At 60.8% G+C, this 12899-nt stretch carries 11 protein-coding genes; 6 read left to right on the top strand and 5 right to left on the bottom strand.

The genetic code is table 11. The features are described from left to right. Window positions 1–5 precede the first annotated feature (5 nt). Both bufB and A3OQ_RS0116050 read right to left on the bottom strand, forming a co-directional pair. Complete coding sequence (gene bufB / locus A3OQ_RS0116055) at window positions 6–875, bottom strand: MNIO family bufferin maturase (RefSeq protein WP_020176434.1); 870 nt, start codon at window positions 873–875, stop codon at window positions 6–8. A 69-nt stretch (window positions 876–944) separates the two neighbouring features. After that, window positions 945–1241 carry a BufA1 family periplasmic bufferin-type metallophore gene (locus tag A3OQ_RS0116050; RefSeq protein WP_020176433.1) on the bottom strand — a complete coding sequence of 99 codons (297 nt, stop codon included), beginning with the start codon at window positions 1239–1241 and terminating at the stop codon, window positions 945–947. 147 nt (window positions 1242–1388) lie between these two features. Between A3OQ_RS0116050 and A3OQ_RS0116045 the strand changes: the two genes are divergently transcribed. The 5 genes from A3OQ_RS0116045 to A3OQ_RS0116025 all read left to right on the top strand — a co-directional run bounded on the left by A3OQ_RS0116045 (window position 1389) and on the right by A3OQ_RS0116025 (window position 6607). After that, complete coding sequence (locus tag A3OQ_RS0116045; protein ID WP_020176432.1) at window positions 1389–2015, top strand: sigma-70 family RNA polymerase sigma factor; 627 nt, start codon at window positions 1389–1391, stop codon at window positions 2013–2015. After that, window positions 2012–2653 (top strand): NrsF family protein, encoded by a 642-nt coding sequence (locus A3OQ_RS0116040; RefSeq protein WP_020176431.1) that lies wholly within the window; start codon window positions 2012–2014, stop codon window positions 2651–2653. The genes A3OQ_RS0116045 and A3OQ_RS0116040 overlap by 4 nt, the downstream gene beginning before the upstream one ends. A 383-nt stretch (window positions 2654–3036) precedes the next feature. After that, a complete protein-coding gene (locus A3OQ_RS23715; RefSeq protein WP_020176430.1) occupies window positions 3037–5493 on the top strand; it encodes a diguanylate cyclase domain-containing protein in 2457 nt (818 codons plus the stop codon). A gap of 241 nt (window positions 5494–5734) precedes the next feature. Continuing rightward, window positions 5735–6259, top strand: coding sequence for a tetratricopeptide repeat protein (locus A3OQ_RS0116030; protein WP_020176429.1), 525 nt, complete (start codon window positions 5735–5737; stop codon window positions 6257–6259). An 81-nt stretch (window positions 6260–6340) separates the two neighbouring features. Then, complete coding sequence (locus A3OQ_RS0116025; protein ID WP_020176428.1) at window positions 6341–6607, top strand: DUF3253 domain-containing protein; 267 nt, start codon at window positions 6341–6343, stop codon at window positions 6605–6607. Window positions 6608–6622: 15 nt separating this feature from the next. Here the strand turns inward: A3OQ_RS0116025 and A3OQ_RS24910 are convergent, their stop codons facing one another. The 3 genes from A3OQ_RS24910 to pepN form a co-directional block, all read right to left on the bottom strand. Further along, window positions 6623–6886: a hypothetical protein gene (locus A3OQ_RS24910; RefSeq protein WP_020176427.1), complete on the bottom strand. Its 264-nt coding sequence runs from the start codon at window positions 6884–6886 to the stop codon at window positions 6623–6625. A gap of 48 nt (window positions 6887–6934) precedes the next feature. Beyond that, window positions 6935–9310: a PAS domain-containing sensor histidine kinase gene (locus A3OQ_RS22725; RefSeq protein WP_152428486.1), complete on the bottom strand. Its 2376-nt coding sequence runs from the start codon at window positions 9308–9310 to the stop codon at window positions 6935–6937. 138 nt (window positions 9311–9448) lie between these two features. Further along, on the bottom strand, window positions 9449–12124 hold the full coding sequence (gene pepN / locus A3OQ_RS0116010) for an aminopeptidase N (RefSeq protein ID WP_026595898.1): 2676 nt from the start codon (window positions 12122–12124) through the stop codon (window positions 9449–9451). A gap of 188 nt (window positions 12125–12312) precedes the next feature. On the opposite strand from pepN, the gene A3OQ_RS0116005 reads away from it, so the two are divergent. Further along, window positions 12313–12855: an SRPBCC family protein gene (locus A3OQ_RS0116005; RefSeq protein WP_152428485.1), complete on the top strand. Its 543-nt coding sequence runs from the start codon at window positions 12313–12315 to the stop codon at window positions 12853–12855. Window positions 12856–12899: the final 44 nt, after the last annotated feature.

Genomic DNA, 12899 nt, shown 5'->3' with positions numbered 1-12899 from the left:
TCTCCTCAAGCAGCGGCGGCGCTTTGCGCGCCTTTGGATTTGCGGGCATCGAGAACGGCCTGCGCGCTTTGCGCTTCGGCGAGAAGCTGCGGCCAGTCCGGAACGTCATTGTCCCATTCGATCAGGGTCGGGATCGGCCCGGCTTTGGCGATCACCTCCGCGTAAAGCGCCATGACGGGATCGGCGACGGGCGAGCCATGTGCATCGATCAGCAAGGGAGTGCCTCCGTCATCGGCCTCGGCGTGGCCGGCAAGATGAATCTCCCGCACTTGGCCGAGCGGAAAGCTCGCAATATAGGCGCGAGGATCGGTGCCGTGATTGACGGCCGAAACGAAGACATTGTTGACATCGAGCAGGAGGCCGCAGCCGGTGCGGCGGGCGATCTCGGCGATGAAATCCGTCTCGCTTAGGACCGATTGCCCGAAACGCACGTAAGTCGCTGGATTTTCGAGAAGAATCTGCCTTTGCAGCGTGGCCTGGATCTGATCCACATGGGCGCTGACCATGGCCAGCGTCTCTTCCGTATAGGGCAGCGGGAGCAGGTCGTTTAAAAACGCGCCACCGTGCGACGACCAGGCCAAATGTTCCGAAATGCTCTGTGGATCATAGCGGTTGCACAGATGTTTCAGCCGTGCGAGATGATCGCCGTCGAGCGGCCCCGCCGCGCCGACGGAAAGACCGACGCCGTGAATTGAAAGAGCGTAATGCGCGCGGAGATATTGCAGTTGCGCATGCGGCCTGCCGCCGGCGCCCATGTAATTTTCAGCATGGATCTCGAAGAAGCCGAGCGGTTGCTGCTCCGCGGCGATGGACTGGAAATGCTGCGGCTTGAAGCCGACCCCTGTGGCGCAGGGAAGAAGCGACGGGCGGCTCATGTGAGGGCTCCTTCGATCCAGCAGAGCGATGGCGAGGGCGCGCCGCGGCTGGCACGCCCTCGAAATGGATTAGGACTTGGCTTTGAGCGAGCCCATGCCCTTCGGCGTCGAGATTGTCTCGCAGGTGCCCTTGGCGACATATTTCCAGGCGGCGGGGTCATAATCGACCTTCGACGTGCCGGCGCAGCTCGTGCCCGCGCCCGCGGCGCAATCGTTCTGGGACTTGAGGCTGACGCCGTAACATTTATCCATCGTCGGCTGACCCGGGGCCGGGCCGGCGGAGGCGGGGCTTGCAAGGAGCGCAAGGGCGGTGGCGAGCGAGCCGGCCAAGGAAATGCCGGCAACGTTTGTCTTCACAGTCATCATGAGTCCCTTTTTTCAGATAAAGCGGGGGTAAGCTGGCGGGGTGGTCCCTTCAGCGGCGAACCGGCCCAAGCCGGCATGCATCGACTTCTTCGCGAGCGGCAAAGCAGACGTTACGGAGTGTAGGAGCGAATTTTCGTTAGCGAAAGCGTGATTGGGGCGAGTCGGGCCGAGCGTAACAAAACCTATATATTCACCGAAACCAATACGGGAGCGCGTGTGCGCGGCAATGATCGAGAGCAGGGATGGGCGGCCCTGATGCGGGCCGGCAATGCCGGTGACGCGGCGGCCTATCAGCAATTGCTGCGCGAATTGACTCCGGTTCTTCGAGCCGCGGCGCGGCGCGGGCTGTCGGCGGGTGGATATGCCGCCATGGATGCGGAGGATGTGGTGCAGGAGACTTTGCTCGCGATTCATCTCAAACGCCAGACTTGGGAGTCGCAGTCTCCCTTCAGTCCGTGGCTATGGGCGATCGTGCGCCATAAGACCATCGACGTCTTGCGGCGCCGCGGGCGCAAAATCCATGTGCCGATCGACGATTTCGCGGACGTTCTAGGCAGTGAGGAAGCCGAACCCTCCATGCTTGTGGAAGACATCGACCGCCATCTCAAAAGCCTGCCGGACCGGCAGCGCAATGTCGTGCGGATCATCGCCGTCGATGGCGCATCGATCAGCGAGGCTGCGGACCGGCTGTCCATGAGCGCTGGAGCGGTTCGCGTGGCCCTGCATCGCGGGCTCGCCGCCCTGGCTGCGAAGTTCAGAATGAGCGAAGCATGAAAACCGAGAATTTAATTCAGGCTCTCGCGGTCGATGCCCGCACGCCTCCGGCGCCGCTCGGCCAGACCTTGAGCACATGGCTGCTGCCGGGCGTGATCATCGCCATCGGCATTTATTTCGTCGCGCTCGGCTTGCGGCCGCATCTTCTAAGCTTGGGCGCCGACGATCCAAGGATCTTCTTCAAGATCGGTCTCATGGGTTTGCTCGTCTGTCTCGCGGCGCCCTTGACGCTGCGGCTTGCGCGGCCTGGAGCCAAGCTGCACGGCGTCTTCTTGGCGCTGATGATCGTGCCCCTCCTGCTGCTGCTTGGCATCGGGTTCGAGTTGGTCACGGTTCCCGAAGCGGATTGGGGACATCGCCTGATCGGCCATAATGCGATGTTCTGCCTGCGGAGCATCCCTCTGCTGGCGCTTGCGCCTTTTTGCGCTTTGCTTCTGGCTTTACGCGACGGAGCTCCGTCGCGGCCGGGTTTGGCCGGAGCGGCCGCTGGCCTCTTTGCAGGTGCTATCGGCGCTACGCTTTACGCCACGCATTGCCCAGACGACTCGCCCTTCTTCGTCGCGGCCTGGTATTCCATCGGAATAGCCATCGTGACGGCGGCGGGCGCTCTGATCGGAGCGCGTATTCTGCGCTGGTGAGGCTCGGCCGCCTGGACGAAATATTCGCGGCCGGTTGTCTGCCGGGTCGCGAGCGGCGACCGTGGTGCGCCATATCCGGGACGGGTTTGCCGTCGAGTTCGACGAGCGCATTGCACCGACGGCTTTCAAGAGAACATCGTCCTCTGACATGAATATGATATAATTCAAGGGCTTCCGAGTAACGACATCGCGCATTCGCCAGCCCGCGCAGCGTTTTTGTTTTTCCTCGTTGCCACTATCCGGCAAGGTTTTGACCGGGACGAGGGCAATCATGAGGTGGTGCCCTCTTTGATTCATCCAACTTTAGAGATTCTTTGGGCCTAATCGTAAGCGTTGGAGGTCAGCCTCGACGCGGGCGACGTTTTTTCGGATCCAAGGGATCGATGTGGCGGTTTGCGGTTGAAAGCTTCCGTGACGGGATCGGCGTGCGGCTCCGCTTGTCGCTGCTGGCTATGGCCGCCATCGTACCGCTTTTCGGGCTTTTGGTTGGCGGGCTTGTTACCGATAGGCATCTTGCGATCGGGGCGGCGCGAACGCATGCGATGGATCTTGCCCGGCTGATTGCAGAACGCCAGGCCGACAGTGTCCAACAGGCGAAGGAATTGCTCGGCGTTTTGCGGAGAACGTCGCAGATCGTGGGGGTTTCCGACAATTGCCACAAAACGCTCAAAGCGGTCGCAACCGATCAACCTCAATTCAATTCCATTGGCATCGTCCGGGCGGATGACACCATCGTCTGCGGCAGCATTATAACCGAGCCGCAAAAATTCCTGGATCCCGCCTTTCTGCGGGAGGTGCTGCGTTCCGGCCCCTCGAGCTTCCGCATCAGCCGTTTCTTGATCGGAGCGGTGACCGGCAAGCCGACCGTTTTTGTCGCAACGTCATTGGCACTTCAAAACGGCGCAGAGACCGCTCCGGGCATGATTTTCGTCACGCTCAATCTCGACCGGTTCGCGAAGGTGGCCCGTCAGTTTGTGGGATCGGAGGATTGGAGCGTGATCGTCGTCGAGACGCGCACCGATACGGTCTTGGCTGAGGTCCCAGAACAACTTGGTTCGGTAGGCAAGAGCTTTCCCGATCATCCGCTCATGAAGGCCATGGCACAGCATCCGGACGGCGGACGCGTCGAAACGGACGATTTGGACGGCGTAAAACGGATCTACGGCTTTGCGCCGCTGCCCTCTGCGGACGGAGCCCATCTCGTTGTGGGCGTCGGCTTGGCGCGTTCGCTCGTACTGGCCGATGCGAACCGGCGGATGATGATCGGTCTGACGCTGGCGCTGGTCGCGGCTGTCTGCGCTGCTTGCGGGGCATGGTTTCTCGGCGATCTATGGCAATTGCAGCCGATCCGGGCACTCGTGGCCGCCGCGCGCAAGCTCGGCAAGGGGGATCTCACCACCCGCGTCGAGATCGCGTCTTGGCAGGCACCGGAATTTAGGGCTCTCGGCGGCACGCTCAATGAAATGGCGCGCGACATCGCCAACTTCCAAAAGCTGCTCGTCGAGCGCGAGGCGCAATTGCGGCTTCTCGCCGAAAACGCAACAGATTTCGTGTTCCAGCTCGATCTCGATTTTAGCCGGCGCTATCTATCGCCCGCTTGCCGCGAAATCCTCGGATTTTCTCCCGAAGAGCTTTTCGGCACATCGCCGTTCGACCTGATTCATCCAGACGATAGAGCTGGAGTAAAGGCGGTTTTTCAATCCTTGGCACAAGGCAATATGGACCGCACCTCGTTCGTCTATCGCATCGGCCATCGCGACGGACATTGGGTTTGCGTCCATTCCGAGCTACGCCTGCTGCGCGACCCGCAAACAAAGCAGCCGTTTGGAATTTTGGGCGCGTTGCGGGATATTTCAGAGATTAAAGCGGCGGAGGAGGCGGTCCGGGAAAGCGAAGCGCGTTACCGCTTGCTGGCGGATAATGTCGTCGATCTCATCATTTGCCTGAACCACGATCTTAAACCGACCTATGTTTCGCCGGCTTCGCGTCAGCTGCTCGGCTGCGATCCCGATGAAGTTGCAACCGGGACACTTGAAGACTTCGCCTTGCTGGAAGACCGGGCCTTCCTCGATACGGCTTTGCGCTTCTTGCAGGAGAAAGGCGAACTCGTCGATTTCCGCTTTCGTGTCCGGCATCGCAGTGGCATGGTCCGCTGGCTGGAAATGAGCGGCCGCAAGCCGGCCGGCGGCGATAGCATCGTTTTGGTCCTGCACGACATTACGACGCGCCAGCAGGCCGAAGAGCAGCTTGAAGAAGCCAATAATCAGTTGCGCGATATTGCCGCGCGGGACTTCCTGACGGGTCTCGCCAATCGCCGCGCCTTGGAAGATCTTCTCGGCAAGGAATTTCGCCGCGCCCAGCGCAATGCGTCGAGCCTTGCCTTGATCATGATCGATGTGGATCGATTCAAGGCCTATAACGACCTTTACGGTCATCCGGGCGGCGACACCTGTCTGCGAAAAATCGCCGAGGCCGTCAGGAGTGCGTTGCAAAGGCCGAGCGATCTTGCCGCCCGCTACGGCGGCGAAGAAATCGCGATCCTCTTGCCGGATACGGATGAAATGGGCGCCTATACAGTGGCAGAGCGGATCAGATCGATCGTCCTGGACCTGAAAATCGAACATAGAGGCGGGGTCGATCACATCGCGACGATCAGCGCCGGCGTCGCGACGATCATTCCCAAGGAAGGCAAGACCTGGGCCGATCTCCTCGATGCCGCCGATCAAGCGCTCTACGCGGCGAAGGCCGGCGGCCGCAACCGTATTGCTTGCGCCTCGCATCTCGGCGCGATGACGCTCCTGCCGCCACGCCGCAGGCCGGATCGCGTCAAGCTTGGATAGGCTGCTTGTGAGACGGGCCAAAGACTTGCTATTGAAGGGCAAGACTAGATCACGATGGTTTTGGATCAGCCAACTCGGGCTTGCCCGGGTTGGGCATCTTAGAGTCTCAAGTCGGGCAAGCCCGACTTGAGTGATCCAAAATCATGAACGTGATCGATTCCAATAGAGTAGAGCGGGATGCGGGCGGAAAACCGCTGCACACTTTTCCTCATCCCGCTCTGGTTTTCGATCGGGCGGCATGATGGATGACGAAAAATGGCTGGAAAGGCGCTATTATGGCGGTGACCTTCCGGCGGAAGCGGAGCGCGCCTTGCATGCGGCAGGGCTCGTCTGGGAAGACGAGGAAGCCTGCGAAACCCAGATCAGGCGCGCATTGAGCGTCGCGCCAGACCATATTGCCACGAATTTCGGCGCCTTCAGATTTTATTACTACCGACACCGGCTGAAAGAAACGCTTCCGCATCTCGAAACCTGGCTGCGCGAAGCGATCAAGCGCAATGGCTTGCCAGAGGATTGGCGCGAGGTGACGCCGCTTCACGCGGATTTCACGCATTTCGACGGCGAACCGCGCGCGTTTCTCTTCGCTTTGCGCGGCTATGGTTTCGTTCTTGCGAGGCTGAAACGGTTCGAAGAAGGCCGCGAGGCTCTATCGAAGGTCGCCGAGCTCGATCCGGATGATCATATGCGGGCCCGCCGCATATTGCAGACCATCGACGAGCACGTCGAAGACGAAGATGAGGAGCAGCCGACGCAAGCCAATGGGTGAGTGTCGCTGCTAGAGCATAGGACCCAAAAGTGGGAACCGGTTTTGGGATAATCCGATGCGTTTAAAAGAGGATGCCTTTAAATGGATGAGCCGACGATAGCTGGCGTGATCCTCGAACTCTGCGGGAAAGCGGTGCCTCCGAACTTTGTCGATCCTGCCGATGCCGCCCAGGCCTTTGCCAAGGCAACCGGCCGTCTCAGCGTGCCATGGCAAGGCTATCTCGACCGCGTGCGCGAAACGGCGGTCGGCCTCGCGCGGGAAGGCAAGATCACCATCTATCGCCGTGGCGAACCGGCCGACCCCGATACGTTCAAGGGCCCGTATAAGCTTGGCTTGCCTAAAAGCTGAACCCGATAGGTCCGGCTACTGCCGCGGCCTGTGGTAATGCGCGCGGCGATAATGATGACGGTGATACCTTGTGCCCCAACTGTCGGCTATTCCGGGGCCGGCCGTATAGCCGATGACGCCGCCCGCAAGAAGACCGATGGGGCCCAAAACCACGGCGCCCGCAAGCGCCCCCAAGGCGCCATCGCCCACTCGTTCCTGTGCCATGACGGGCATTGTCGAGAGGCTAGCTGCGAGACAGAAGAACCCCGCCGGTACAATGATATGCCGTAATATCTTCATTCAATGCTTCCTGCTTATTGCCGCACTCTCATGCACCTTTTTGAGGATTCACGCAAAGCTGGCCGCTTTCATGGCCGCCATGCGCGCCTGAGCGTCGATCAGCGTGGGCAAAGGCAATTTATGCCAGGCGATGGGCGTCGTTTGCCGGCGTTTCAGCTGCGACGGGTCGTCGTAATCCGGGACCCGGACGAGAACGATCGTGCCTTTGCCGACAGCCGAGCGGATACGCATCGACCCGCCATGAAGCGCGATCAAGGAGCGGGCGATCGCTAGGCCGAGGCCGGAGCCCTTCATCCCATTGGCCAGCGGATGATCCAGAGGCTCGAAGGGACGCCCGAGCCTTGCCAGCGCTTGCGGCGAAATCCCCATGCCGTTGTCTTCGACGTAAATGTTCAAGCCGCCGCGCACATGGCGGGTGCGAACCGCGACGCGGCCGTATTCGGGCGTAAATTTCACCGAGTTGCGTAAAAGGATCGTCAGAATCTTCTCGACCGCGGACGGGTCGGCCGTCATCGGCGTGTCGGGAAGAGCCGCGGTGATCATGATCGATTTTTCGCGGGCCGGCGTTTCTATGGAGGCGATGGCGGCCGCAAGAACCGTGTCGACTGTGAAAGTCCGCTTTTGCAGGCGGATGCTGCCGGCTTCGAGCCGCGACATGTCGAGCACGTCGGAAATGACGCTGAGAAGATATTGTCCGCTGGCTTTGATGTCGGTGCAATAGTCGCGGTATTTGGGAGAGCCGAGCGCGCCGAAAGGCTCGTGTTCCATCATCTCGGAAAAGCCGATGATCGCATTGAGCGGCGTGCGCAGCTCGTGGCTCATATTGGCGAGGAATTCCGACTTAGCGCGATTGGCCGCTTCCGCATCGGCCTTTTGATCGAAGTATTTTTCGGCGAGATCGGCAAGCTGCTGTTTCTGCTGTTCGAGGATCTGACGCGAATTGCGCAGATCCGCGATCGTCGCCATCAGGCGGCGTTCGGAGTCGAGCAATTGATGCTCGTTGCGTTTCAAGGCCGAGATATCGGTGCCGACCGACACATAGCCGCCATCCTTCGTGCGGCGTTCGTTGATCTGCAGCCAGCGTCCGTCCTCGAAGCGCGCTTCATAGGTCCGCGCGCCGATGCGGGGTGTCTCGCCGAGCGGAATATGCGCTTGGATCATCGGCGGCGTTCCGTCGCTCATGATCTGCGCATAGGTGGCGCCGCTCGTCAGCGCGCAATTGGAGAGATTGTGAAAGCGCTGGAATTTGGAATTGCACATGACGAGCCGGTTCTCGGCATCCCAAAGCACGAAGGCCTCGGAAATCGCCTCGATCGCGTCGCGAAGCCGCATGTCGGCCTGTTCGGTGCGTTCGGCGAGCATTTTCTGCTCGGTCACATCGAGGGCTATGCCGACGAGATGCCTATGGCCGTTCTCTTCCTGGATCATCTCGACACGGGCGCGCAGCCAGATCCACTCATCCTTCGCGTTCCTGACGCGGAACATATGATCGATGGAATTGGTCGCGGAGAGCGCGAGCATGTCGGAGACGGCGTGGAGCGTGCCGTCGTCCGGATGGATCAGAGCATCGATCTCGGCAACCGACATGAACTGCCGGTTGGGCCTCATGCCAAGGATCTCATACATCGAGTCGGACCAATAGATGCGGTCGCGGTAGAGATCCCAATCCCAGAGCCCGCAATGGCCGCGATTGAGCGCCGTGTCGATGCGGTCGAGAACGCGGTTGCAGATCGCGTCCGCCTCCCGGGCGCGCGAGGCCTGCCAGATATAGGCAAGTCCGAGCGCAAGGAGAACGAAGACGGTGGCGGCCAGAAGCGCCGCGCCGTGAAACGTTTGGCGCGTCCAATCCGCGAAGACGAGGTTCAACGGATGCACGAGCGCGACTTGCCCGTAGGGCGCATGCACGCGCCGGACAACGGCCAGGGCCTCGCTGCCATCATTCAACGTCACCCGCAGAACACCCGATTGTTCGGCAAATTGCGTCATCGGTCCGAGATAGTCAGCGAGCAGGCCCGAAACAGCCGTCTGGGATTGGCTTGCAACGACATGGCCTTTTGCGTCGCTGACGAAAACCTGCTGGCCGCGAGTCGCAACACGGGCTGGTACGGCGGCCGGCAGGAAATCCGCGAGACTATCGGCGGCTGTCTGGTCGATCGCCTCGTTCAGATTGTCGGTGATGACGGAGGCGACGAGCTCAAGGTCGGACGCGGCATTGGCGAGTGTCTGACGCCGGGCTTCCAGGGCAAAGAAAGCGGCGATGAGTGCCAGGACCCCGATGAAGAGGGCGAGCATTAAAGGGATGGCGCGCCTGGCCAAGGGCTCGAGTTTGGCAAATCGCAGTAGCGCGAGATGCGCGGTCGTGCAGACAAGACCTTGCAATGCTCCCGCGTAAGCAGGTGCATTGTCTGCGTCCAGACGCGCCATTATGGCCCCCTAAATAGCGCCCGAAGCCATGTGCCGCATCGCTTCGAATCACGCCTATGAGAATCCCATGCGGGTGCTTTGTCCAGAGTTTAATGGAGTGTGAATCACAATGTGAACTTTTACGGATTCGAGTACCATTTATGCCAATGAACGCTCGACGATATCCTTCACGTCGGGCGACAGATCGTTGACTTGCGCAACGCGGCGCAAGGCGGCTTCTGCGAGCGCGGCGCGCTTGGCTTCGAGAACCCGCCAGCTTTTGAAGGCTGCGAGCAGGCGGGCCGCGACCTGCGGATTGGTGTGGTCGAGCCCGATCACGATCTCGGTCACGAAATGATAGCCGCTCCCGTCGGCGGCATTGAATTGCGTCTGATTGCCGGCCGCGAAGGCGCCGACGAGCGAACGCACCCGGTTCGGATTGGCGAGCGAGAAGGCCGGGTGCTCCATCAGCTTTTTCACCCGCGCAAGCGTGCCTGGCTCTGGAATCGTGGCTTGTAAAATGAACCATTTGTCGACGACCAGCGCGTCGGCCGCATGCCGCTTATAGAAGGTATCGAGCGCCTGTTCGCGCGCTTCGCCTCGAACATGCGTCAGCACGCCGAGCGCGGCGATCTCGTCGGTCATGGTCTCCGCGGTTTCGAATTGGCGCAGTGCGAGCGCGCCGCCATCGGCAGGAGAGCCAGCGGCGTAGAGATCGAGGGCGGCGGTGCGCAAGGCGCGCCGTCCGGCGGCCGCGGCATCGGGCGAATAGGGCCCAACCGGCGCGAGACGTTCATAGGTCTGCAGCAGAATCGGTGCGAGCTGCCGTCCCAGCGCCGCGCGCAGCACGTCTTTTGCCACATGGATTGCGTCGGGATCGACATTCTCGCCGAGCTCGCGGGCAATATCCGCTTCGCTCGGCAAGCTCAGGACCTGCGCCGTGAAGGCCGGATCGTTGATGTTGGAGTCGATCGCGCGGTGAAGCGCCGCGCCGAAGGCCTCGTCCGCGCAAGCCTGTTTGCCGGAGCGAACGAGATCGACGGAACGCAGCAGCAGGCGCGTTGCATAAGTCTGCGCCGCCTGCCAGCGGTTGAAACTGTCGCTGTCATGCGCGACGAGCGCGATGAGCTCTTCCTCGCTGACGCTCTGAGACAGTCGCACGGGTGCCGAGAAGCCGCGCAGCAGCGAGGCGACGGGCTTCGTTGCGACATTGGTGAAGGTGATCCGCCGTTGCGGGGTCGAGAGTTCGATGACGCCGCGCGCCAGCTCTTCCGGCGTCGCGGCATCCTCAGTGGCGCTTTGCAGGGCGACCGTCTCGCCATCGGCTCCGACGAGACCAAGCTCGATCGGGATCACGAAGGGATCTTTGTGATCTTGTCCGGGCGTCGGCTTCGCAGACTGCTTGAGGTCGAGCGTGAACGTCCGTTTGGCCGGATCGTAGGAGGTCTGCGCCTCCACGAGCGGCGTGCCCGCCTGATGGTACCAGCGCGAGAATTGCGTCAGGTCGCGGTTCGAGACTTCGGCGAAACAGGCGATGAAATTCTCGATCGTCTGCGCCGTGCCGTCGTAGCGGTCGAAATAAAGATCCATGCCCTTGCGGAAAAGATCGTCGCCGATCAGCACTTTCAGCATGCGGATGATCTCGGCGCCTTTCTCGTAGATCGTCGCCGTGTAGAAATTATTGATCTCGAGATAGGTATCCGGCCGCACATTATGGGCGAGCGGCCCCGCGTCTTCGGGAAATTGCGCGGCGCGCAGAGTGCGCACGTCGGCGATGCGGCGCACCGCGCGGGAGCGCTGATCGGCCGAAAATTCGTGATCGCGGAAAACCGTCAGCCCCTCCTTGAGGCAAAGCTGGAACCAGTCGCGGCAGGTGATGCGGTTGCCGGTCCAATTGTGGAAATATTCATGCGCGATCACCGCTTCGATCTGCGCGTAATCCGTGTCCGTCGCGGTCTCGGGCAGGGCCAGGACATATTTGTCGTTGAAGACGTTGAGGCCCTTGTTCTCCATCGCGCCCATATTGAAATCGGAGACGGCGACGATGTTGAAGATATCGAGATCATATTCGCGGCCGAAGGCCGTCTCGTCCCAGGCCATGGAGCGCTTCAAGGCATCCATCGCATAGGCCGCGCTCTTTTCCTTGCCGTGTTCGACATAAATGCCGAGCGCCACCTTGCGGCCGGACATGGTCGTGAACGTGTCGTGGATCGAGCCGAGGTCACCGCCGACAAGCGCGAAGAGATAAGACGGCTTGGGGAAAGGGTCGTGCCAGACGGCAAAATGCCGGCGAGTCCCTTCATTCGAGCTGCCTTCGATCTTGCCTTCCTCGACCTTATTGCCATTGCTGAGCAGAACCGGCGCTTCGCCAGTGTCCGCCTCGATACGGGTCGTGTAGACGCTGAGGACGTCCGGCCTGTCGAGGAAATAAGTGATGCGGCGAAATCCCTCCGCCTCGCATTGCGTGCAATAGGCGGAACCGGAGCGATAAAGCCCCATCAGCCGCGTATTGGCGGAAGGGTTGATCTCCGTCTCGATTTCGAGAAGGAACGGCTGCTGCGGCGGCGCGGTGAGGGTGAGCTGATCCGGCGTCACGAAAATGGCCCCGGGCGCGAGCTCTTTTCCATCGAGGAGAATGGTCTTGGCCGTGAGTCCGTCGCCGTCGAGCACGAGCGGCGCGCCGGCGCGCCCCAGCGGATTGGGACGCAAGGCGAGCGTGGCGCGCACCAAGGTCGCGGTATCGTGAAGTTTGACGTCGAGGGCGACCGTGTCGATCAGATAATCTGCTGGGCGATAATCGGCGAGACGCACGGGTTGAGCAACATCAGTACGCATCAAGACCTCGATCGGAAGTTTGGCGGCGCTTTGGCCGGGAGGGGGCGCTGGCTGGGACCAGGGCATGCTGAAACATAACCTAATGCGTCTCGGGGCCACTATGAAGACCCCTGAGCCCCAAGACTTTGCCTTGCGAAGACCAGCATCTTTAAGTAGATGCGTGGCATTACATGCGGAGAGGGAAGATCATGAGGGGATTGAAGGTTCTTATCGGTGGCGCGGCGGCGCTGGCTCTTCTGGTACCGCTGGCCGTCGAGGCGCATGGCCCCAGCCGGCAAAAAGTATCGGAAACGGTCGAGATTAACGTGCCGGCGGCGAAAGTTTGGGCGCGAATCGGCAATTTCCAGGATATTGGCTGGCTTCCCGGCGTCGAAAAGACCGAAGGCACCGGCGGCAATGCCGACAAGGCGACGCGGAAAATCACGCTGAAAGGCGGCGCGACCGTCGATGAAGAGCTCTACGCCTATAGCGCCGAGAAAATGAGCTATTCCTACCGCATTACCCAGGTCGACGTGAAGGTTCTGCCGGTCAATAATTATTCATCGACGATCACGGTCACGCCCGAGGGCGACGGCAAAAGCACGGTCGAATGGCGCGGCGCCTTCTACCGCGGCTTCATGAACAATGATCCGCCGCCGGAACTTTCGGACGAAGCGGCCTCCAAGGCCGTCTCCGGACTTTATCGCAGCGGGCTCGACAGCCTTAAAAAAGAACTAGAAGGCAGCAAATAAGAGAGGCTCCGGGTCACCCGGCCCGGATCATCTCGATAGAAGGT

Source organism: Methyloferula stellata AR4, from assembly GCF_000385335.1.
Taxonomy (GTDB): domain Bacteria; phylum Pseudomonadota; class Alphaproteobacteria; order Rhizobiales; family Beijerinckiaceae; genus Methyloferula; species Methyloferula stellata.
The sequence above is the reverse complement of the archived record's forward strand: the minus strand, read 5'-3'. Positions and strand labels throughout refer to the sequence as shown.

Coding starts and splice junctions, on each gene's coding strand:
- bufB (WP_020176434.1), bottom strand. CDS start 875: ATGAGCCGCCCGTCGCTTCTTCCCTGCGCCACAGGGGTCGGCTTCAAG.
- A3OQ_RS0116050 (WP_020176433.1), bottom strand. CDS start 1,241: ATGATGACTGTGAAGACAAACGTTGCCGGCATTTCCTTGGCCGGCTCG.
- A3OQ_RS0116040 (WP_020176431.1), top strand. CDS start 2,012: ATGAAAACCGAGAATTTAATTCAGGCTCTCGCGGTCGATGCCCGCACG.
- A3OQ_RS23715 (WP_020176430.1), top strand. CDS start 3,037: ATGTGGCGGTTTGCGGTTGAAAGCTTCCGTGACGGGATCGGCGTGCGG.
- A3OQ_RS0116030 (WP_020176429.1), top strand. CDS start 5,735: ATGGATGACGAAAAATGGCTGGAAAGGCGCTATTATGGCGGTGACCTT.
- A3OQ_RS0116025 (WP_020176428.1), top strand. CDS start 6,341: ATGGATGAGCCGACGATAGCTGGCGTGATCCTCGAACTCTGCGGGAAA.
- A3OQ_RS24910 (WP_020176427.1), bottom strand. CDS start 6,886: ATGAAGATATTACGGCATATCATTGTACCGGCGGGGTTCTTCTGTCTC.
- A3OQ_RS22725 (WP_152428486.1), bottom strand. CDS start 9,310: ATGGCGCGTCTGGACGCAGACAATGCACCTGCTTACGCGGGAGCATTG.
- pepN (WP_026595898.1), bottom strand. CDS start 12,124: ATGCGTACTGATGTTGCTCAACCCGTGCGTCTCGCCGATTATCGCCCA.
- A3OQ_RS0116005 (WP_152428485.1), top strand. CDS start 12,313: ATGAGGGGATTGAAGGTTCTTATCGGTGGCGCGGCGGCGCTGGCTCTT.